Source organism: Njordella aestuarii (genome assembly GCF_056494165.1).
The window spans coordinates 597,737-620,506 of record NZ_CM151397.1 but is presented as its reverse complement, the minus strand read 5'-3'; the positions used below and the strand labels follow the sequence as shown (position 1 = coordinate 620,506).

At 51.3% G+C, this 22,770-nt stretch carries 11 protein-coding genes and 1 CRISPR repeat array; of the genes, 3 read left to right on the top strand and 8 right to left on the bottom strand.

Going from position 1 to position 22,770, the window contains the following annotated elements:
* The first annotated feature begins 372 nt into the window (after positions 1 to 372).
* Positions 373 to 6,756: a PD-(D/E)XK nuclease family protein gene (locus SH451x_RS02410; protein WP_479360750.1), complete on the top strand. Its 6,384-nt coding sequence runs from the start codon at positions 373 to 375 to the stop codon at positions 6,754 to 6,756.
* Positions 6,757 to 6,761: 5 nt separating this feature from the next.
* On the opposite strand, the gene SH451x_RS02405 is transcribed toward SH451x_RS02410, so the two are convergent.
* The gene (locus SH451x_RS02405) at positions 6,762 to 9,563 is read right to left on the bottom strand and encodes a hypothetical protein (RefSeq protein WP_479360748.1); all 2,802 of its coding nucleotides are present in this window, start codon (positions 9,561 to 9,563) and stop codon (positions 6,762 to 6,764) included.
* A gap of 59 nt (positions 9,564 to 9,622) precedes the next feature.
* Here SH451x_RS02405 and SH451x_RS02400 point away from each other — a divergent pair, with 59 nt between their 5' ends.
* Positions 9,623 to 10,408: a sugar phosphate isomerase/epimerase family protein gene (locus tag SH451x_RS02400; RefSeq protein ID WP_479360746.1), complete on the top strand. Its 786-nt coding sequence runs from the start codon at positions 9,623 to 9,625 to the stop codon at positions 10,406 to 10,408.
* A 552-nt stretch (positions 10,409 to 10,960) separates the two neighbouring features.
* Here SH451x_RS02400 and SH451x_RS02395 read toward each other — a convergent pair.
* Positions 10,961 to 13,135 carry a YgiQ family radical SAM protein gene (locus SH451x_RS02395; RefSeq protein WP_479360744.1) on the bottom strand — a complete coding sequence of 725 codons (2,175 nt, stop codon included), beginning with the start codon at positions 13,133 to 13,135 and terminating at the stop codon, positions 10,961 to 10,963.
* Between the two features lie 605 nt (positions 13,136 to 13,740).
* Between SH451x_RS02395 and SH451x_RS02390 the strand changes: the two genes are divergently transcribed.
* On the top strand, positions 13,741 to 13,989 hold the full coding sequence (locus SH451x_RS02390; protein ID WP_479360743.1) for a hypothetical protein: 249 nt from the start codon (positions 13,741 to 13,743) through the stop codon (positions 13,987 to 13,989).
* Positions 13,990 to 14,123: 134 nt separating this feature from the next.
* Positions 14,124 to 16,415: direct repeats of the CRISPR family, unit length 36 nt; unit sequence GTGCTCAACGCCTTGCGGCATAAACGGATGATTCAC.
* A 244-nt stretch (positions 16,416 to 16,659) separates the two neighbouring features.
* Here SH451x_RS02390 and cas2 read toward each other — a convergent pair.
* The 6 genes from cas2 to cas6 all read right to left on the bottom strand — a co-directional run bounded on the left by cas2 (position 16,660) and on the right by cas6 (position 22,770).
* Positions 16,660 to 16,956, bottom strand: a complete 297-nt coding sequence (gene cas2 / locus SH451x_RS02385; RefSeq protein WP_479360742.1) for a CRISPR-associated endonuclease Cas2 — start codon at positions 16,954 to 16,956, stop codon at positions 16,660 to 16,662.
* A gap of 51 nt (positions 16,957 to 17,007) precedes the next feature.
* The gene (cas1, locus tag SH451x_RS02380; RefSeq protein ID WP_479360741.1) at positions 17,008 to 18,693 is read right to left on the bottom strand and encodes a type I-MYXAN CRISPR-associated endonuclease Cas1; all 1,686 of its coding nucleotides are present in this window, start codon (positions 18,691 to 18,693) and stop codon (positions 17,008 to 17,010) included.
* Between the two features lie 14 nt (positions 18,694 to 18,707).
* On the bottom strand, positions 18,708 to 19,394 hold the full coding sequence (gene cas5 / locus SH451x_RS02375; protein ID WP_479360740.1) for a type I-MYXAN CRISPR-associated protein Cas5/Cmx5/DevS: 687 nt from the start codon (positions 19,392 to 19,394) through the stop codon (positions 18,708 to 18,710).
* A gap of 98 nt (positions 19,395 to 19,492) precedes the next feature.
* Positions 19,493 to 20,425: a type I-B CRISPR-associated protein Cas7/Cst2/DevR gene (cas7i, locus tag SH451x_RS02370; protein WP_479360739.1), complete on the bottom strand. Its 933-nt coding sequence runs from the start codon at positions 20,423 to 20,425 to the stop codon at positions 19,493 to 19,495.
* Positions 20,426 to 20,480: 55 nt separating this feature from the next.
* Positions 20,481 to 22,175 carry a type I-MYXAN CRISPR-associated Cas8a1/Cmx1 gene (cas8a1, locus tag SH451x_RS02365; RefSeq protein ID WP_479360738.1) on the bottom strand — a complete coding sequence of 565 codons (1,695 nt, stop codon included), beginning with the start codon at positions 22,173 to 22,175 and terminating at the stop codon, positions 20,481 to 20,483.
* Positions 22,162 to 22,770 carry a type I-MYXAN CRISPR-associated protein Cas6/Cmx6 gene (gene cas6, locus SH451x_RS02360; RefSeq protein WP_479360737.1) on the bottom strand — a complete coding sequence of 203 codons (609 nt, stop codon included), beginning with the start codon at positions 22,768 to 22,770 and terminating at the stop codon, positions 22,162 to 22,164. Before cas6 ends, cas8a1 begins: the two co-directional genes overlap by 14 nt.

The following is a 22,770-nucleotide window of genomic DNA, read 5'->3' as shown; positions in this document are numbered from 1 at the left end:
CCGCATTTAAAAAATCGCTTGCATATCGGAAATATCGAATCGCGGCGACTCGAACACTACCTCAGACCGATGCAAGGGAAAGATCCGCCCCTTACTCGCGCGTAGCATACGATCAGCTTGCAACCTTGCCGCCTTTTTTTCCAAATTTAAATGTGCATTTGGCATGCGGCTAAACGGCGACTGAACATCGTACTCTTTCACCGTGGTAGCCTGTCGCATCTGCCCAATAAGCAAGCGCTCACCGTGACTATGGCGACGGGCAGGGCTCCTTGAGTGCCTTTCCTTTTGATTAAAATCCTCGACAATAACGCCGTTCAATTTGATCCATCGCGGCCGAGGCGGCCTTGAATGCTGACATGCAAGGAATGAAATTTGTCAACCAATGCTCCGAAGAACCGTTCGAGTGGTAATCTCCGCAAACGATCTACCCGGTCGCTGCGTCGTGAACATAAGAATGCAGGCAAGCATGTTCAGCGAGTAATGCTCGGCTGGGATCGCCCACTCTTACATTCTGCAATCGACTACTTGGTCCCGCATTACACCAAAGGTGAGTGTTGGGATATGGACCATGTTTATGTGGTGCTGCCAAGTTCGCTTGCGGCGCGTCGATTGCAACAGTTGATGGCACAGACTGCGGCAGAGAGAAACCTTTTGTTACGTCCGCCGCAAATATTGACGTTCGGCGATCTTCCCGAACGACTTTATAAAGCAAAGTTCCCTTTTGCAAGCGAGCTCCAGCAGCTCTTGGCATGGATCGACACTTTGAAAAGCTTGACGGCAGATGAGCTTGCGCCACTGCTTTTCCAGCCACCTAACACCGAACAGAACCGGCCGTGGATCGAGCTAGCAAGCATGCTTGCAGGACTGCACCGCGAACTGAGTTCTGATCTTACGATGTTCTCGGATGTCGTTGATCTGCTACGAGACGACGCTGACGCTCAGCGTTGGGAGGTTCTTGCCCGACTGCAGAATGGTTATCTTGACCGAATATCTGCACAACAACTGTGGGACATTCAGACAGCAAGGCGATTTGCGATCGAGTACAACGAAGTCGCACTTCCACCCAACCAAGAAGTGGTCATGCTAGGCACAGTCGACTTGAACCGTGCTCAGCGATACTTCATCGACATTATCGGCCGCGCCGTCACCGTTTTGATTGGAGCACCTGAGTCTTGGCAAGACGGCTTCGATCAATATGGAGCACTGCGAAGCGACTTTTGGCAGGACATCTGTGTCGAAATCGATAATGACACATTGGTCTCCCGCGCTTCAGCGGACGAGGTTGGTGAAGACGTCGCCAGTTCTGTCGGTCAATGGTCGGCGATCTATTCAGCTCAGCAAATTACGATCGGTGTGCCTGAGAGCGAACTCTTGCCGACAATCACGGAAAGACTGCAGCGGAGCGGAATTCATACGCGGCTTGCAGCGGGTGTCCCGTTGGCACAAACTCCGCCACTGCGGCTGTTAAAATCGATAAGCGAATTTCTTGCAGCTGGCAGCTACGATGCCTTCGCCGCACTTATCAGAACGCCCGCAGCTGCAAGGGTGCTCGGGCGCAACTCTGCAATCCCGGTCGATTTCCTAACGCCAATCGATCGCTATTATACGCAGACGATCCTTTCATCCGTACGTATCGCAGAGTTTCCAGAAGGACTAGGGAGCGATGTTTTCCGACAAGTCCTGGCGGCTGTCGATGAATGGCTACGCCCTCTTTTCGCAGAACGTCGTTCGCTGCAAGATTGGGCCAATCCGCTATTAAATGTCTTGCAAGCCGCTTTCTCTGAAGTAGAAGTCGACCTTGACGAAAGCAATGGTGCCAAACTGTTCGAAGCTTGTCGGCTTGTTTCGCAATCGCTCGCTCAATTCCGAGACCTTCCTGAACGGTTCACAATTCAGTCAACGCTGCAAGAAGTCATTGGCTGGCTAGAACGCGAGCTTGAAGGTGAGCGAATTGCTTTTTTGCCTGATCCAGCCTCCGTCGAGATTCTTGGCTGGCTCGAACTCTCGCTAGATGATGCCCCGGCGCTTTTGCTAACTGGAATCCATGATGGCGTTGTTCCAGAATCGGTGAACGGGGATGCCTTTTTGCCAAACCAAATCCGCACCAGACTTGGCTTGCTAGACAACGCACGTCGGTATGCACGAGACTGCTACGCGATGCAAGTTATCCTGCATGCTCGGGATCAATTGCGAATCCTAACCAACCATTACAGCTCAGACGGTACTCCACAAACCCCCAGCCGCCTCCTCCTCGCAGTCCAACCAGATGATCTTGCCAAACGAATCACACAAATTTTAAAGCCAGGTGCGAATGATCGTCCACAATCACTTCGCAAACGATGGGTCCCTGCGCCATTACAATCAGAAGTACCCATTCCGTTGCCAACAACCGGTTCAGGAAAGTCGCTGACTGCATTTTCGGCGACAGATCTTGCGGACTACCTATATTGTCCGTACCGCTTCTATCTCAAAAAAGTCTGCCGACTGCGTAAGTACAACGATGCGTCGCGTGAACTCGAGGCGAACGTCTTCGGTGAATTGATCCACAATTGTGTAGCTGAGATCAAAGGCTCGGAGGTTGAGAAAAGCAAGGACGCTAGTGAACTTCGCAAATGGTTGTTTGCCCGGCTAAATCATGATGCGTTAAAACTGTTCGGCAAACAACCTTCGCCCGCCGTCCGTTTACAGATCGAGCAAGCTCGGATGCGCATTGCCGCTTTTGCAGACCTGCAAGCGCAACGCGTTCGCGAAGGCTGGACAATTTGGGCCACAGAAATCGATGTGAAACCGGAGCATAATGTGAGCATGGACGTGGACAATGTCAAAGTCTACTTTCAAGGTCGTATCGACCGCATCGATTACCATGCCGAACAAAAATGTTATGCGATCTGGGACTACAAGACGTCAGATACGTCCAAAAAACCACTCAAGGCCCATTTCGCATCAGGCATCTGGAAGCAGTTGCAGTTGCCGCTTTATTTGCATCTGGTGAAGGGCTTAGGCATCCACACAACTCCTAGCGTTGGTTATATCAACTTACCGAAGTCTGTCACGCAAGTTGCATTCGAAACGGCGGAGTTCACTACGGAGTTGCTCGAAGCTGCCGATGCAAAAATCAGAGAAGTTGTTCAGTCCATTCGCAGCGACATCTTTTGGCCGCCGAATTATCACGATGTCTTTGCGTTCGACGAATTTAAGTCGATCACGCAGCACGATGTAGCCCGTCGATGGGATCCCAAACTGGCAGAAGAATCTGCGCGATTGATGAAGCGTAGCGGGCAAGCTGCGATATCAAATTTAACTGCCAGCACGCCCAAGATTGAAACGTCTTCTGCCGTGCTTCTGCCGCGACGAAAACAAAAGCCATCCCCACCCAAGCGCATTGGTTTGTTGCTCGATGATACCTCGGGGCCAATTCTCGATAGTTGGTACAGCTCGAAACTGATCCGTGCCTCGGCCGGCAGCGGAAAGACATACCAGCTTGCAAGGCGTGTTATCCAGTTGCTCTTCGCAGGTGAACCGACCGATTCTATCCTCGCTACGACGTTCACGCGAAAAGCCGCGGGCGAAATCTTGGAACGCGTGCTAACCGTCGTCGCCGATGCAATTTTGGACAAGGCGAAACTTAAACAACTCCAAGAGATGGTCAGTCCGCGTAAAGTATCGCTTCAAGGCTGTAAGTATCATCTCTCGCGGCTATGTTCTGACCTTCACCGCTTGCGTATCAGCACGCTGGATGGCTTCTATAGTGAACTCGCACGCAATTTTTCGTTGGAACTCGCCTTACCTCCAGGCTGGAAACTCGCCGATCCGTTTGAAGAATCGGGACTTCGCGTGACCGCGATCAATCGCATGTTCGCGGCGATGGACCATAGCCAACTTCACTCCTTGATTTCGCAGCTATGCAAGGGTGAAGCGGTGCGAGGTGTTTGGCGCGAAATCGCAACGACAGTCGACGCAGGCTTTACCATCTACCGTGCGACGGCGGAAAAGGCTTGGAAGACTGAATTTGAATCGAGGTCTCGTTCAGAAGCGGACGTCACGGTTGCGCTAGAGCAACTACAAGCCAGCCAGTGCAACCATAAGAGCTTTCCCGCATCCCGCGACAAAGCAGTCCAGTTTTTTCTAGAAGCCAATGGCGCCGAATTCTTGAAGCATTCACTGATCAAGAATGCTCTTGAAGGATCTTCGATCTATTCTCGCAAGGAAGTCGAGCCCAATATTTGCGATGCGGTGAGTGTACTTTGCGACGCCATTATCGCGCGAGAGTTTAAGGTTCTGCAGAGCCAGAACGCTGCGGCGTACGACTTGTTGGCGAACTATAACCTACAGCTCGAGCGAGTCAAATTGACCAATCGCACGCTGACGTTCGACGATGTATCGCAAAGGCTGGCAGCCTGGATGCGACGCAAACTGGAAACCGATTCAAAGACGGTTGACGCGACAGCGGTATCTTCATCATCGTCACTTGCCGAAACTGATCTTACGAGCATTGACAACAGAATGGATGCGAGAATAAAGCATTTGTTGCTGGACGAATTCCAAGACACTTCACCAACCCAGTGGTCAATCCTACAGCCGTTCGCAGCGAACGTGTTTGTAGCTGGAGCACCGAAAGCGGACAAGACTTCGATATTCTGCGTCGGCGATACCAAGCAAGCTATCTACGGTTGGCGTGGCGGTGTCGCAGAACTGTTCGATGTTATCGCCCGACAGTTGGAAGGAATTGGCGCAGAAATATTGAGCAAAAGCTATCGCAGCTCGCCGGTTGTTATCGATTTTGTAAATGCCGTTTTCACGGCCTTGGATCGGCATGAAAACTATGGCAGTGGAGCGGCCGCGATCGCGTTCTGGATGAATCAATTTTCTCGGCACGAAACGGAGAAGACGGCACTCGCTGGCTACGTTCGAATTTTCAACGGAACATTGAAAAAGTCAAACGCTCCTGCAGAAGAAACAGACGAAGATGAGCTCGATGACACCCTGTTCGAGAAATGCGTCGACGACATCTCAGAAATACACAAATCTGCTCCCGAGAAGTCCATCGCAGTGCTGCTTCGTACCAACGGAGAAGTCACTCACGTTATCAACTTACTTCGTGAAAAACAGATTGACGCCAGTCAGGAAGGCGGGAACCCACTCACCGATTCTGCTGCCGTCGACCTCATCTTGAGCGTCATCTCGCTGGCGGATCATCCAGGCGATGGCATTTCTGATTTCCATGTCCGGTCGTCGCCCCTGGCCAAACATTTGTACCAAGAAAATGCAGCGACATCAGCAATTGAGCTTTCTCAAGCCGTTCGCCAATCGATCGACCGCTGCGGTTATGCAGAAACCATTGCGAGCCTAGCCGACATGCTCGCTCCATTTTGCAGCGACCGAGACCAACTGCGGCTTGAACAGCTAATCCAGCTTGGCTACCGCTTTGAAGGTTTCGAAGCCAATCGACTGAAAGAGTTTATCGATTACGTTGCGAGCGAAAAGGTATCGCTTCCTCGCCCTGCCGCCGTGCGAGTCATGACAATCCATCAGGCCAAAGGGTTAGAGTTTGACGCTGTTTTCCTCCCGAACTTAGCTAGGAAATTCTCGCAAGGCCAATCGACCTTCATCGTTAAATCGGAAGACGCTACCGCAGTACCTAGCGGTGTGACTCGCAATGTTGGTAGCCATCTACAAAGATTTTTAAGTAAAGACTGGCAAGCGGCGTTTGATAAAGACGCGATCCAAAGGCTTCAAGAGTCTGTCTGCAACTTTTATGTAGCGATTACTCGGGCCCGACAAGCACTCTACATCTATGCGCAGCCTACCAAGAATCCTGTCCAAACGTGGGACTCGGTCCTGCACTCGATCTTTGATTCGTCAGATGATGAAAACTCAATACGCCAAAAAGAACAAACTGTTGTTTACGAGCTCGGAGATTCAAGCTGGGCGATCGATGGCGCTGCATCAAATCGCGAACCAAAAGCAAAATCAACGAAGCGTAAAAGCCAAGAGCTGTTTGATTTTGCAGAGCATGCTTCAATAGAGGAAAGCTTGATCGATCTCGCCGATGGTTTTGAATCCGTATCGGCACCAACAGAATTGCGTTACTTGCCTCAGCTGCGTCCATCCTCTGCAGAAGCGGCGACGACTGTGGACTTAAGTCATGCTTTTGCACGCTCGGCGACCGTCGGTTCCGTGGTTGGAACGGTAATCCACCGCTGGTTTGAAGATATTATTTGGCTGACCGATTACAGGTTTGATCGTGACCAGGCGAGACAACAGGCGCTCGATGTTTTGACGCCCGAACAGATGCCGCTCTTTGACATGGACGAATGGATTGTCAAGTTCGAAAACTATCTACACAATCCTTCGGTGCAACGAATCTTGTCGCAAGAGCCGTACAAGATCGATGACTTAAGGAAGGCGGCAAAACGTGACATCTCGCTTGAGATCCAGAATGAACGTCGAATATTGGAGTATGTAGATGGAATGTTGCTTCGCGGGACGATCGACCGACTAGTAATAGTTCTGGACGAAGGTAAAGCTGTCGCCGCACAGATCATCGATTACAAGACCGATTTCCTGGACGTTCGAAGCGACGAAGTGGCGGTCGATGATTGGATCGACTCGAGAGTTCAGAGACACGGCAAACAGTTGCGCATGTATCGTGATGCGATTTCTCGCCAATACAAACTTGCTCCTAATCGCATCGCCATGACGTTGATGCTATTGTCTGCTGACGCCGTTGTCTCAGTCCCTTCGGAAGACAGTTGAGCAGGCTAAAAATCAACATGAATCAAGTGATTGATGGTGCGCCCCGTCCCAATTTGTTCTGCTCCTAGCCTCAAATCGTATCCCTTGTACCTTGCGGCATCAGGAAGGTAGATTGTTCGCGTTGCACTTTCGCGAATGTCGAGCAACTGAATTCGCTGACGTGGAGCGTCTGGTAAGAACAACATCATGTCGAACGCCGTTGGCGAACCAGTGCTGTTGATAATACTCAAGTCGATCTGTAGAGCACCGGTCTCGGTCTGCTGGGTCCGCGACTGAATCTTTATTCCAGGCAAGCCAACGTGCATGGAACGTTCCAGTGAAAAGGCGAATGCGCGTGGCGATTCGACGGAGATTTCGATGCGGACCGGCACGTCTCCTTCAGCCACATCTGACCGCAGCTCGACTTCTTTCTCGATCTGCTTGGTCTCAAATGGCAAGACGGCGAACGGCATAACAAAAGATTGATCGCGAAGCAGTTTCGGTGCGATGACCTTGATTTCGCCAGAGACGGGCGTTTCATCTGGGTTTGTAATGGAAACGGGAATCGATGCCGTGGAACGCGCCGACGTAACCAGGTCGCTCATCGCTAAATCTACCGCACCCAACCACAGGATGAGACTCTTATTGACATCCTTCAACAATATTGGCCAATTGGATTGGGGCAATAGGGTCGGGTTATCTGTTTCCGTTGGGTCATGCTCTAGTTCTATTGTTCGCCCCCAAACGTCGACGGCGGTGACGTTATGCCCCAGCCAGCAGCGCTGCTTTTCGCTCTTGGCATTGGTCGAAGGGAACAAGATTAAATTTGAAACGCCATTGGAATTGAACATGAAGCATGCGCGGTCTTCCACCAGATCTAACGTTTGAAAACGGTCGGCATCTCGCAGCCATTGCAAAAGATTGCGCACAGGCAACATCAGAGGTCCTGGCCGGCCACTTTCATCGAATAATTCTTTGCCACTTTCTCTCGTGAAGAATCCAATCGGGAATCTTGATTGAGTCAGCGCGATCATCTTTTCGGCTAGGTCTCTAACCTGCGTTTTCAGTGAAAACCTGTCAGAATCCAACGTCTCTAGCGACACCCAGCGTTTCGGCGCGAGGTTACCAAGCGATTCGTCATAAGCGGCGATTTCGCGGGATGTCAGACCTGGTTTGGAGTGAAGCTGCCAACGCTCTACAACCGTAGAATCGCGATGTGCTGAAGCCGAAAGAATGTCATTAGGGAGCGTGACTGTACACTCTGGCCCAAACAATGCCATTTGAGTCTTCACGTTCTGGAGCATCGAATTCAGCTTGCTATTTTGCGAAAAGACCGTTTCGTCGTCCCAACCCAACTGAAACTCTTGAACGTGGAGACAGACACGCTGCCATACAGGCTGCAACAGCGGCTGCCAAACGTTCGCATATTCAAGTGCACTTGTAATATTGCCACCGCTTGCACCGGGAAACTTGTCCATCTGGGAGACCGGTGGACGATCTAAGACCGCAATGGACCTTACTTGCTGCGAGCCAAGCGTTTCGAGTGCCCACGACATTGCGTTTGATTCGGCGACGTTCTGAGAATCAAACCACACCGGTATCTTGATGTAACCAATCGGCAATTGCTTGGCCATGCGAACCGCATCGGTCCAAGCTAGCTTGCGCCCTGCATCGTCCAGACTTAAACCAAACCTAGGATTACGCACGAGCCCGCTCGCATCTGCCTTGGGCAGGACTGCGATGGGTATCGATTGTCGAAAATTGCCGTTTCCGGACTCCAACAAAGTCACCGAGAGGGAGTACATGCCGGGTTTCGCTACCGTAAACTTCGTCTGGCAAGTTCCGAAAAACTGGTCTTTCGCAACATTGCTTGAAGGCTTCGTGTCGTCAACTTGCTTCGACTCAGTCTGCACGTCACAATTCTCTCGATGAATCGGCACATCATCCACGTCAGCCAGTCTTACTTCAAGTTGCGCATGAGCATGATCGAGACCTGTAATCTCGCACTTTAGATCCAGAGAATCGCCAGCTACAATGATGCGGTCAGCGGGCAGGATACTGACCGACAACTTGGGAAGCCGTCGGATTTCAACGTTATCCAGCGAGACTCGCCCAAACAGAGCTCCAAAATTTTCAGGTCGCACGTTCATTCTCAGCTTGCCTGCAGCTAACGATTCATCTGGCAATGCCACATGATTGATCGCTACGTTAATCCATTCCGTAGTGCCGCTATGAGGCTCGGAACTAGCCAACTCGACTTCGGTGCCGCTCGAATCAAGTCCAACAAAAACTAGCGTTACCGTATAGTCGTCCAGCTTCTCACACTTAAGTTGCGAGCTGATCCGATAGGTAAACCGCCTATCCAATGCAAATGTTGGACTTTCGATAACCGCTGCTCCGCCATTCATGTCGATCGACAGACAACGATCCATTACGGTCTTTTCAAGCAAACGATCTAGTTCGGGTGGGATCTGTTCTGGGACGATGTCACCTGGACGCCGCTTGTACTCCCACGCCAACATCAGCTGAGCAAGCGAACGCCGCGTCTGCTGCAGTTCGACCGGATCGTATTCCGAACGTGGTTCGGTCTTCATCGAAATGTAGCGAGGATGCTCCCGATCAATCCGACGAGTCCATGCGTCAGGCCAACCATTGCTATCCTTGTCTTCGTCCGCTCCGAATTGGCTGGAGTGAATTATGACGATGTTCGAATCGTCCGCACGCAATGGTAATGCGGCCAGCATAGACGCAAACGAACTGACCGCTAGAATGACCCAGCGACAGGTAACTGCACAGTAGCCTTGAGGTTTCAGTTCAAAGCTGGTCATGGTTGATTAAGCTTGGCAGAAGATTAAGGTGGCGATTTGTATCGATTGGGAGCGTTTTAGTGGCTGGAGTTAATGTAACTATTGCCTTGGCTGCGTTAGGGCAACCGTTTAAGCAAGCTTTGCAGACAGCGGCTTCCATGCGCGTCGACGGCATCGAAATTGACGCCCGCAACGATTTAAAGCCTTCTGATATGTCGGCGAGTGCCGTACGTCAGCTGCGGAAAATGTTAGATGATCTGAATTTAAGGATTACGTCGGTTCGCTTTGCAACGCGCCGCGGCTACGATTGCACAGAAGATCTTGATCGCCGCGTGCATGGCACCAAGCAAGCGATGCGGATGGCCGTGGAGCTCGGCTGCAACGTGCTGGTGAACTCGATCGGCCAGATCACGGAACCACCGGAAGATGAAGCCGCTCGACTGCTGATGCGCGAAGTCTTGTCGGATCTCGCGAATTATTCGAACCATTATGGCTGTTTTCTTGCCTGCGAGACCGGTTCAGAACCGCTGGCCACCTTGGTTAGCTTTCTCGAAACACTGCCCGAGCAAGCGATTCATATTGCGCTCAACCCTGCCAATCTTGTTGCCGCAGGCTATGAACTTGACGGCTTAAAATCTGCCTCCAATCACGTGCGCGTCGTCTACGCCAACGACACAGTTCCTGACCGTGCAAGGTCTGGTAAGGGGATGCCGGTCCCGCTAGGGCAGGGCCTAGTCGATTTCCCAGAACTGATCGCCACCCTTGAGGACAGCCAATTTCGCGGGCCCTATGTCGTCGATGGCCGATTTGCCAACGATCCCATCGTAGCCGCGAAGCAATCGCTGGAGTTTTTACGACAGTTGTAGATTTGCGTTCGACGAATCGCATCGTAGCTGGCTTCGCCTAGAAGCCGGGGACACACTGGAGAGCTTTGCCTTTTCGCCACGAGCACTGCTGGACAAGCCAGCAGTGGCACCCGTTTTCAGGATACGCCGACGCTTCAAGAACCCGCACCGAACTTCACCCGCGTTCTTGGCGAACGCAGCTACGGGAAGAGGATTGCAAGCGAATCGTTCAAGCGCGTCGTCCAAGCGCATCGTAGCTGGCTTCGCCTAGAAGCCGGGGACGTATTGGGAAACGCACCCAAGTTCACCCGCGTTCTTGGCGAACGCAGCTACTGAAGAGGATTGCAAGCGAATCGTTCAAGCGCATCGTTCAAGCGCATCGTTCAAGCGCATCGTAGCTGGCTTCGCCTAGAAGCCGGGGACACACTGGAGAGCTTTGCCATTTCGCCACGAGCACTGCTGGGCAAGCCAGCAGTGGCACCCGTTTTTCAGGATACGCCGACGCTTCAAGAAACCGCACCGAACTTCAACCGCGTTCTAGGCGAACGCAGCTACGGAAGAGGAACGCAATCGCTACTTACGGCGTCTGGGACGGTAACCGATCCCTGGAGCCGACGGACGTTGTTGACGTTTACCGCGCGAAGCACCTTCTTCGTTGCCTTGTGAGCGGTCAGTATTCTGAGCTCGCTCGCTGTCAGGTGTCGCAGCAGAACGTTTTTGGCCCGACTCTCGGTTCTCCGACTTGGGAATCTGGTGAACGTAGTTGCCTTTAAAGCGTTCGTTCGCATCCTTTCGACGCCGCTCAAACGCTTCCTTAGGCGGTTTGGAACCGATCAAGCAATCGCAGCCTTCCCCGATCAAATCCCCGCGGCCAACCGAGAGTAAGGCTTGGCGAACTTCAAAATAATTCTCTGGCTTGAAGAACTGCATCAGAGCGCGTTGCATCTTCCGATCTTGCATCTTCTTTGCGATATATACCGGTTTCTTGGTAAACGGATCTACTCCGGTGTAATACATGCAAGTGGCAATGTCCAGCGGCGCTGGAATAAAGTCTTGAACTTGATCCGGCTTATATCCGTTCCGCTTAAGAAACAGTGCCAGCTCGATCATTGCATCGACATCGCTGCCGGGATGCGAAGCGATATAGTAGGGCACGATGTACTGTTTTTTACCGGCACGATCGTTTGCGTCTTTGAATTTGTCGGCAAAGTATTCGAAGTCGTCATTCGAAGGTTTCCGCATCTTGTTGAGCACATCAGGATCGACATGCTCGGGGGCAACTTTCAGATGGCCGCCGACATGGTGCGCGGTCAGTTCCGCGATATATTCGGGACTACGCCGCGCTAGATCCATACGGATACCGCTTGCAACGAGCACCTTCTTGATACCGGGTTGCTCGCGAGATTTTCGCATCAGATCCAAAACAGGTCCGTGATCGGTCCCCAACAGCTTACAAATTTTCGGATGAACACACGACTGACGCCGACAAACCGCTTCGACATCCGGTTTCGTGCATCGCATTTGATACATGTTCGCCGTCGGTCCGCCAATATCGCTAACGGTACCCTTAAAATCTTTGTCTTTCGTCATCCGATTCAACTCTTGCAGAATTGAATCCTGGCTGCGTGACTGAATGATACGACCTTGGTGCGCCGTGATAGAACAGAACGTACAACCGCCGAAACAGCCACGCATGATAGTGACCGAATTACGAATCATGTTATGCGCAGGAATCGGTTCGGTATAGCTTGGGTGTGGACGTCGGGTGTAGGGCAGGGCGTAGATACGGTCCATCGCCTCTTCGCTCAAGGGCAACTGCGGTACATTGCAGACGATGACTTGGGAACCATGCCGTTGCATCAATTTTTTTGCGTTCAGCGGATTCGTTTCATTATGGATAATGCGTGTTGCTTCAGCGAACTGCATTTTGTCGGCAACAACCTCTTCGTAGCTAGGAAGCTCGAGTACATCGCTGGGAACTTCTTCCGATGCCCCCAGAGCATAGGCGACACCGCGCATGTCGCGAAGGCTCTTGACCGGTTCGCCTGCGTCTAGCCGCCGAGCCATTTCGACGATTGCATTTTCACCCATGCCGAATCCCACCAAGTCGGCTTTGCTGTCCAGCAGGATACTCTTGCGGACTTTGTCGGACCAATAATCGTAGTGTGCAAGCCTTCGTAAGGAAGCTTCCACGCCGCCGGCGATTACCGGAACGCCTTTGTAAGCTTCGCGGGCACGTTGGCAGTAAGCGAGTGTGGCGCGGTCGGGCCTTAACCCGATTCTGCCTCCGGGTGAATAAGCATCGTCGTTTCGGACTTTCCGATTGGCGGTGTAATGGTTGATCATGGAATCCATGTTGCCGGCGCTGATTCCGAAGAACAGTCTAGGGCGGCCGAAGGTTTTCCAAGCGTCGCAAGAATGCCAATCGGGCTGAGAAACGACGCCGACGCGAAACCCAGCCGCTTCGAGAACCCGGCCGAGAATGGCCGTGGCAAAGCTCGGGTGGTCGACATAGGCATCGCCGCTGACAAGAACGATATCGATTTCGTTCCAGCCGCGAGCTTGCGCTTCTTGCATCGACATGGGCAAGGGGTTTAAAGCGATGGGTCCGGTTGGCAAGCGGCCATCGCGGAGCCATTCGGATTTACGTTTGGAGTCCGACGAGCTACAACCGAGATCGTCGAGGTAGCGGGAGACGACGTTGCCGTTAGAAGTAGTACCGGCATTGGGAAGAACGGGCAGTTGCATATTTGTGGTCCTCATGGATACCGTTGCGAACAAAATTCGCTCGGGCGTCGGAGGTGGTTAAAAAGTTTCGCGGATCCGAAAGCGTCCGCGGGAGTACAGTTTTACACCGATTGTCAGGAAAAGCTAGGGAAAAACTCGTCTTTTGTGGTCATAAACCCGCGGAACAAGCCGCTACACGAGAACTCTCAGATCGCCCCCTTCATCGCCCGCAGAGCAATGGGAGATGAGCCGCAGAGCAATGGCAGATTAGCCTCGAAGCAGTGGGAGACTAATCGCAGAGCAATGGGAGTCTAATCGCGGAGCGATGGCAGACGATAGCCTGGGGTGGAGCGAAACTAGCTGAAAGCGAGTTTACGCGGAACCCCAGGTAACACGCCCCACGTATTTCGGAGTCGCGGAGCGACGGCATGGGTTTGCGTTATCAAAAATCCGGTGACTCGCGTGAGATTATCTAATGTGCAGCACACCAGGCTCGGGATTTTAACTTACTCCCAAACGTGAGCTATATGAAAGTGGATGGATGCTATACTGAAAGACAATGTTCTTACAGAAGAATCTCGCTTGTGTAAACGCGGCGAAAGACCTGTCCTTGACGCAATTAACAAATGGTTGGTAACAACAGAACATTTTCAGCAGATGTAAGGCTGTGGCTACATACCACGACGGGTGCAATTACACTTGGGCAATTAGGTCCTGACTATGCGATCATGAGGGAGCATCAGTCGATTCATGAGGGCCATGCAGAACTAGAAATGATTATCGACGGCCGATCAACTCGCTGGCCAATTCTCATCACCCAAGCAATCACCAGCAGCTCAAAACGCTTTTATTTTGAAGCAGTGAAACGCACGTAGAAACTAATGCGTCTGGAACGATTAGCTGCATTAGATAGTTCATGACATAGATGCGGGCTGGTTATTTGGTCGAGTTCGTTTTCAAGTTGCAATCTCCGATTTGGATTTCTTGGCCACGTGGCAGTCGACAAGAACTTCTAAACGCCTTTCGGCATAAACGAATGATTCACCGTGTCGCGGCTCGCACGAGCCACGTGGATTGAAAGTGCTCAACGCCTTGCGGCATAAACGGATGATTCACAAGTTAAACTGGCTTGTCAATCCTCGCATATCTCGTGCTCAACGCCTTGGGGCATAAACGGATAATTCACTTTCTTGTAGCGATCGCCATCGATGTGAATCACTGGTGCTCAACGCCTTGCGGCATAAACGGATGATTCACATTGTGTCCACTGCCCATTTGGTGAAGTTGGCGAAGTGCTCAACGCCTTGCGGCATAAACGGATGATTCACGACGAGTTGCAAGCAATCGCATCTGCGACTAATCGGTGCTCAACGCCTTGCGGCATAAACGGATGATTCACTGGCCGTCTTGTAAACCGTTGGGCTTGTCTCGGTGTGCTCAACGCCTTGCGGCATAAACGGATGATTCACAGCCCCGAGGGCGTCGGCCCCCGAGTTAAACCATTGTGCTCAACGCCTTGCGGCATAAACGGATGATTCACCTGGTCCAGGCGTTGGCGATGGATCGTTGGTGCGGGTGCTCAACGCCTTGCGGCATAAACGGATGATTCACCTGTGTATGGGGCTTTTTATCTTTATAGGCTCGAGTGCTCAACGCCTTGCGGCATAAACGGATGATTCACTACGAATAGAAGAGAATGGTAATAGAGAATATCCGTGCTCAACGCCTTGCGGCATAAACGGATGATTCACAAATAGTATATTGAGAAGTTTACTAGACACATTGGTGCTCAACGCCTTGCGGCATAAACGGATGATTCACCACGCAAAAACCGCTTGAAAGCGGGACTACGAAGTGCTCAACGCCTTGCGGCATAAACGGATGATTCACTAAGCGAAGAGTATCAGCTACAGCGAGCAAGCTAGTGCTCAACGCCTTGCGGCATAAACGGATGATTCACCCCGAGGGGCTCGAGTTAATTGACGGCCACATGCGTGGTGCTCAACGCCTTGCGGCATAAACGGATGATTCACTTCACGCTCTGTCGCACTACGCGGCCAAGATCAAGTGCTCAACGCCTTGCGGCATAAACGGATGATTCACATTGGTGCCAGGCGTGCCGGTGACCAAACCAAGATGTGCTCAACGCCTTGCGGCATAAACGGATGATTCACTTGCGTTTCTCGTTGGCAGGTCCGCCACTTTGCCAGGTGCTCAACGCCTTGCGGCATAAACGGATGATTCACGTTCGGCAATCCTTTGGAAGCTGACCTCTTGACGTGCTCAACGCCTTGCGGCATAAACGGATGATTCACAACATTGCAGGCTCGCCCATAACCAGTGCAAGGAGTGCTCAACGCCTTGCGGCATAAACGGATGATTCACCGCACGATGGGCACCAATCTTCATCTGCGGAAAAGTGCTCAACGCCTTGCGGCATAAACGGATGATTCACGCCCTGTTGGTTTAGATTTTTCCCACATTCCGCGAAGTGCTCAACGCCTTGCGGCATAAACGGATGATTCACGATTCGCTCCAGTTCCGTCTGGCAACTTGCACGGTGCTCAACGCCTTGCGGCATAAACGGATGATTCACTCATTTGCAGTGCGTAATCTGTTCCAACTTTTAAGTGCTCAACGCCTTGCGGCATAAACGGATGATTCACATTCAACCGAAGTCCTACTTGCGGGTTTTTCTAAGTGCTCAACGCCTTGCGGCATAAACGGATGATTCACGATTCAACCGAAGTCCTACTTGCGGGTTTTTCTAAGTGCTCAACGCCTTGCGGCATAAACGGATGATTCACGCGACTCCAGCAAGTGAGACGCCTGCAACAAGTGGTGCTCAACGCCTTGCGGCATAAACGGATGATTCACAAGTGCTGGTTCCGTCGCCATTGAACGCGGCATGTGCTCAACGCCTTGCGGCATAAACGGATGATTCACTCCGATTCTATCGGGATCAACGCGGCACCGAGTAGTGCTCAACGCCTTGCGGCATAAACGGATGATTCACACTTCGACGGCGAGTTGAATTAGGTCAGCCGCTTTGGGTGCTCAACGCCTTGCGGCATAAACGGATGATTCACTCAGAGAACTTAGAGAAGTTTCGGAACATAAGACGTGCTCAACGCCTTGCGGCATAAACGGATGATTCACAGACTAGACAAATACTAAAAGATAGGTATCGACTAGTGCTCAACGCCTTGCGGCATAAACGGATGATTCACCGGAATTACTAAAGGCACGAATGACACGCTTATCCGTGCTCAACGCCTTGCGGCATAAACGGATGATTCACAGCCCTGCTTGTAAACCGTGAATATACAGGGATTTAGATGAGCGAGATTCACGGTACTGCGAAGGTATCTCATAACGAAGGCTTTGTCGGTTACTTTGCAGGCCAGAATTTGCAAAATTGCCAGGGAAAACAATCAATCATGGATCGTCGGCCGTCGCAAAGATCAAAAAACCTAAGATTTCATGCGACTTATGCAGAAAACAACGCGCAACCTACTCCGCCATTCCCTGATGCTGGAACCTCTCTAAAGCACTTCAAAAGTTGGTGGAGCATCGTTCCAGTCGCAATGATTCCCCTTTGACAGCTCATCAACTTTTCCAGCGCACCGACTGCACAGTGGAATGATAAGGAGATTATCCTCGTCCGCCAATACTTGTCCCATTTCCCAACGCAACTTTTCAAGAACGGCCTGTGTGGCGCGAACTCGAAACAACGAATACTGAATTCGTTCGCCATAGCCCTCCAAGACCTTTGCCGCACGTCGCAGACGTTTCGCCTCACGGACATCATAAGACACCATATGCCAGTTTGGTTCCGCCATATTTTTCACTCAAGCAAAATGTCAGTAAGGAAATCTCGAATCGAAATTCGATCAGCGAATCTTTAACTTTGCGAATGCACCCGGTGCGCCAGTCCATTCCTTCTCCAAGAGTCGGATCTCTAGCTCTACCATTCGACCATATTCTAGCGATTGACCTGTGAAGGGATGCTGATAAGACTCAACTAGCCGTTGCTCGAACAAACCGATAGCTTTGCGACGTCCCTCGTCAGAAAGCCAGACATGTCCAGGAAGAACGTCAAAGTCATTTTCCAAGTGCCACTGTCCTCGATTCAGGCTTCCGACTAAGGGCATTTCCCATAGGACAGTCCGAAAGATTTCCATGACATCCATCACAAGGGGCGGTGCTGCAGAACGAGGTTGATGGTAGTAGCCAAATGATGGCTCAAGCCCAACAGACAGTAACGCCCGATGCACAAGCGAGAAAATCATTCCATAGCCGAAAGATAACAGGCAGTTAATTCGATCCCGTGGGGGATGCTTGGTTCGACCTTTCATTTGAAGTTCTTCTGGCACGCGTTCGTTCAGTAGAGTCGAGAAGCTTGAAAAATACGCTTTTGCAGCCATTCCCTCGAATCCTCGCAACGAATCAATCGACATCGCTGATTCGACACCGCTGGCAGCGCGGCGAAGCCTTTCCAAGTCATCTTCAACAACAGACCGTGCATCTGGCGAGCTTCGTGTATTACGAAGTAAGTACTGGAACTGAAAACCAACTTTGGCGGCCACAGTTTGCTTCGATAATCGAAGACATACCTCAGGTTTCGTTAACGCATCATACTGTCGCAGGCGCTGACGCACTCTACCGTTTGGTGTGACACTTCCCATGGGGCGGCCACCACCGCTTACCCATTGCACAGAAACGCCTTCGTATATACATAAGTGAATTGCTTGACTTGTGATTTGTGCTCCACCGTACAACAACACTGCGTCAACTTGCTCAATTGGAATCCGTTTTTTCCCCGCATCCGTTTCAACGAACAAACTCCGGTCACTGCGAGTGACCGTTGCTGGTACACTGGTGATATGGAGTGTTCGTTTATCACGGCGTGCTGGAAATAGTCCGCTCTTCGGATTGGATTGATCCGGTTTATCGATCAGTCGTTCTTCTTCCGGTAGACAAACAACACGCAGGCTGCAACGTCGACAAAGTTTCTCATTATCCGTAACTGGTGGCCGCACATCAGAACGCCGCAGTTCCCTCATGCGTTGAACCGACCGTTTGACCAAGCTTCGAAGAGCTTCGTCGATTTCAATTCTAACGGTCACGTTGTCCTGGTGATACCGTATCCGGCCTTCAAGCACGGGCGCATTTAACTGTTTTTCCAGTAACATGGCGTATGCTGCGACCTGTAATCGATCGCTTGGCCATGCTTCGGGAGTCTTGGCTTTGTCTTTCGCTCTCTGGCAACGTCCTTTTTTATGTTCATAAGCTATCCATTTCGATTCGCGCACGCGAGCCGCATCGACTTTGCCATAAAGCCCTAGTTCGTCTGAGGAGACTTCAAAAGAACGTAGTTCGCGAGAGTCATCATCTAATTTCGGTACGCGTTCCTCATGCAAACGCCGACCGGCGTAGACACGATCATCCGCTTCGCGAATTTCTTCGACTTCCTCCAGATAGAAGAGTCGCTCACAATACTCAAGCGCATGAATCGCCATTACCCGAATCGGCGGCTCTTCTGGCGCAGCAAAATTCTGTTCACCCTCAACACTCATGTCGATATCATTCCTCAAGTATCTGACGACGACACTGCAATCGTACCATCGTCAATCAGCGGTAGTTGCTCCACGGCAGGTTGAGCTCCAACCAGCGGTTGCATGGAGCCAGTCGTGTACCGTGTTCCGGCAGCCCCGACGTGGTCTACCCAAACCGGCAGAGTCATGTTGCCAGCTTGTGACTTCAGAAAAACTCGAATTTCCGAAACAGAGTCCTCATCCCCCGCACTGTACCATGAAACCTCGTCAACCATGTGTGTGCTCTCGCCTAGACTCAGGCCTCCAAACCGCGTGATCTCTCCGCGACGCAAAGGGTCTAGTGCGACAGCAACTCGACTTTCCAATAATTGAGCCTGAGCAACTTCATCGGTTGAATCAACAAAAATTACTAGTTTGATTCCCGTTAGAACCTGCTGGTAGTCTGGCCGAACATTGGCTCCATTTCCAGAGCCGGCAAAGCTGTTACTCGCAAGCTCTTTGATACGCCAGAGCTTTCGCAAGACAGTAGAACATTCTGGCGCATTTAGTAGACCAGCAGTACAGCGAACTCCAAGATGTGCTCTCCTATCCGTTTCACCAACCAACGACAAGAGAAAGCCGTAGACTGTTGAGGGGGGAGGAAGAGGTTGCGTTTCCCAGAATTCCCGTGCCGTCCCAGGCCGGAAACTGGCGATAGGTACGGAAACATATAGGCCTAACATACTCTTGTTCCTGTGGAAGATCGTGATGAACGGATGACGGAAGACAACACGGAAACTAAGTTCGACGTTTCACTGTGTTAGCGAACGCAGAAACTTGATCAAGCAGACGCGAGCGACGTCTTAAGTCGCTCGAGAACCGCTGTTGTCGCCGATTTGATTCCTGCGTGGACTTCAGCACCTGCCTGTCTCAGAGAAGCGCCCGTCGCCGATTCAGCAAGCTGACCACCGACCACCAACTCGCTCGCTGCAATATCACCCGCCGAAACACGTCTTAACAACTCAGAGGCATCAACGGTCTTCCCTTCATCGGAGGTTTCAAAACAGTAAAGCAATCGCGGTGCTGGGTCATCCGTTACACGAAAAACGATGGACGCGGGTGAGAAGTCGTATAGGAAACGTCCATGGTTACCAGCAACTGTTCTCAGATTCGCTAGTGCCATGAGTGCTTTTGCGGCCCGTTTCGGGTCGTGTAATCGCTCGGGCGTCATTGCAACGCCGTACTGATAACGCGTTGCATGTATTTCTGCTCCGTAGGGGACGGGATTGCTGACGCTTGGATCTTTCCCCTTTTTGGCTGCAGATGGTGTTGCGCCTGGCGATGCGGCGTTGAACGTGGTATCTCCTGGCCACGGTGTCAAACTTACCGCACGTGTCACCTCAAGAACGGCTCGCCGAACCGTTGCTGTGCCAGCTTTGCCTTCGTCTTTTGCTGCATCAGCACGCATGAAGCCAAGCAGATCGTCATCAATAAACGTCTTTCCTTTCTTCTTTTCAGACCAACCTTCAAAGGATGCGTCTTTCCACGTGTTTGCTCGAACAGTTTCGTCCCAAGTCCGGTTGGTCCCGGCATCTTCCATTACTGCAAGTGATTGACGAATTGCGAATCGTATTGCTTCGGCGCTCACAGTTGTGTGCACGCCACCTTGCCAAATGAGTTTTTGGAGCGTTGTCGTGTTGCCTTCCGTTTCACCGCGATTGTTTGCCGCTGTCCCAAAGTCCGTAACGATGTTTGCGAAAATATGGATGCTCATTGTTTGTTCCAGTTGTTAAAAGATCTTTTGCAAAAATTGAATGATTCGAAATACGTTATGCGTCTGAAGATTCTGTCTCACCTTTGGTTAGGACTTCCGCTGCCTCTTTGTCTCCTTTCCCTTGGTAGCTAGCCAAGGCCAACAGCGCAAGGTCACGGCCATGTTGCCAGCAGGCGTCCGACAGAAGTGGAAGCACATGCTCCCAGTTCTCTTGCATTTCCTTATTACCGCGTGCCCGACTCATGAGATCGCAAGCAGCGAATCGAAACTGATCCGCAGTCTTTGAAGAGACGAACTGAATACGCCACTTTTCGAACTCTTTCTGGAACTTGTTCTTCATCCCTTGCGGGTTTCCCGAGAACTGCCCACTGATCTCTCCAAAGCGGCATGCGAGCGCGAATTGAATTCCTCTGACGAGTGACTTTTGTCCTTCGTCATCCCAAACATTTGATTTGACCATATTGGCAAGTCCTTCCTTTTCAAAAAACAAACGGGAGCGTAACGGCTTGCCGGTCGCCGGATCGTTACGAGTAAACAAAGATGAAAAATTGTGAAACCAAGGCTTTCTGTTCGCGAGATTATCTGCAATCAACGGTCGAACAATACTCAAACTCCAAAATGGCTGCTCCATGTCGCGAGTCACTTTTGACTTTCCTGTACCTTCGCTTACCTTCTCGATGCGAGTCTTGATTCGTGGGGGAAAGAATTCACGCACGTAATCGAAAACCTTCTCTGCATCAGCAGTGAGTGGTTCAATGCGACTTCGGGCAACACGGGACTTCTGCTGCGATGCCCATGCGGTCGGCTGGAAGAGATAAGCGGATATTGCGGGAACGTCTAGCACGCGCTGGTGGGCATCTCCAACGAGGTTTGCATAGATGCTTAGGACTGCATCACCGACCCCTCCGATCAAACAGTCCCGATATTTTTGGGGAGTGATCTTGTGTCTGTTCTTTGCGAAAGCGACCAGGTCATTCACTTCTGGAACCAGTAATACTGCCGAGCCACGATTTACCGGCAATGCAATCGTACCAATGATTGCGAAATATGCTGCCAACAGTTCCGCCGTAGTTCCTTCATGTTTCGTATGGGAATTAAACTTGTTATGCCGAACGGCAGCACCTGGATACAATGTGCCCGGCAATTCGGACATTTTTTCTAAGAGCATCCCGGTTTTTTCATTCGCCAAATCGCTATACCCAGATTGGTGCTTGTAACTGGTCAGTTCCCGAATCGAGTACGGGAACTGCTTGTCTTCAATTTGGAAAACCTTCTCCGAATCTTTTTTTGCTCCTGATCGGCTTTGACCGTGTTGTAAAAAGGTCAGCATTAATCCGCGCTGTAACTGCGCACGAACTACGCGATCTTGCTGTTTGTATGTGGCAGGAAAATCAATAACGTTATCTGTTGGTTCGATTCGGAACGCGTACTCGAAAAGACGCCGAAGATACTCAAAGGCATTTTCAGGGTTTCCAAATTGGAGGGTTATGCGGTCTGCTTCCATCATCCAAGGAGGACTTCCGTCCTCCCAGGGGCCTGCTGGGAATTGGTCCGTCGGCATACCACCCCTCGCCGCGCTGCGCATGTGATGCAAGACGGCCGCCAAACCACCAATTCCAGCTCGCAACATTGAGTCCATCTGCGGCGCGTGTAGCCAGAGCACCAATTCACTTGGTCCAATTTGCTTCTTTGAACTAGGTTTGTTTTGCGAATTATTCTTGTCTAGGGTAGATGTCTTAGTTTTGACCATCTTGCACCTCACTTCTGGCGGGAACAAAAAACCCACAGCCCATGTGACGACGACCACCGATGCCGCGGGCGGCAATTATGATTGAATCAGCGTCACGCAAACCATGAAGCGTTGTTTCGAAACCGACAACTTCAATCTGCTTAATTCGTAATGTTCGCTGTCGACCAACTTCAATCGAACAAGGACCAACCTCCAAGGCGTCCAACTGCCGTCGCACAGCTTCGGAGAATAACGTGGGCTCAAAGAAACCTTTGATCGTTACAATTCTCGCTCGAAGGGACGAGGCAGGAAGTAGCTGATGAACTGTTGGCACTCCCAGATGGAGCTTCCGCCCTAACACATCGATCGTCTTTCCTGCCAATGGCAAGAATTGTGATATTCGATCGGTAGTAGTTCTGACAACAAAGCGACTGTTTTCCGTAAGCCTCATTTGCCTCCCGCCAATTTGTCGTCCCGCAATTGGGGCCAATGCAAATCCATTTCCGCCGTGCGCTTCTGGGATCAGTCGAGACACGGCCCCCACCAACGCATAGCTGTGATCTGCCGGAAACGAAGCGTACGAGTTTATGAGGAAACTTAAATCAACTGCGATCAT

Coding starts and splice junctions, on each gene's coding strand:
- cas6 (WP_479360737.1), bottom strand. CDS start 22,770: ATGATCGCAGTTGATTTAAGTTTCCTCATAAACTCGTACGCTTCGTTT.
- cas1 (WP_479360741.1), bottom strand. CDS start 18,693: ATGAGTGTTGAGGGTGAACAGAATTTTGCTGCGCCAGAAGAGCCGCCG.
- SH451x_RS02395 (WP_479360744.1), bottom strand. CDS start 13,135: ATGCAACTGCCCGTTCTTCCCAATGCCGGTACTACTTCTAACGGCAAC.
- cas2 (WP_479360742.1), bottom strand. CDS start 16,956: ATGGCGGAACCAAACTGGCATATGGTGTCTTATGATGTCCGTGAGGCG.
- cas7i (WP_479360739.1), bottom strand. CDS start 20,425: ATGAGCATCCATATTTTCGCAAACATCGTTACGGACTTTGGGACAGCG.
- SH451x_RS02405 (WP_479360748.1), bottom strand. CDS start 9,563: ATGACCAGCTTTGAACTGAAACCTCAAGGCTACTGTGCAGTTACCTGT.
- SH451x_RS02390 (WP_479360743.1), top strand. CDS start 13,741: ATGGTTGGTAACAACAGAACATTTTCAGCAGATGTAAGGCTGTGGCTA.
- cas8a1 (WP_479360738.1), bottom strand. CDS start 22,175: ATGGTCAAAACTAAGACATCTACCCTAGACAAGAATAATTCGCAAAAC.
- cas5 (WP_479360740.1), bottom strand. CDS start 19,394: ATGTTAGGCCTATATGTTTCCGTACCTATCGCCAGTTTCCGGCCTGGG.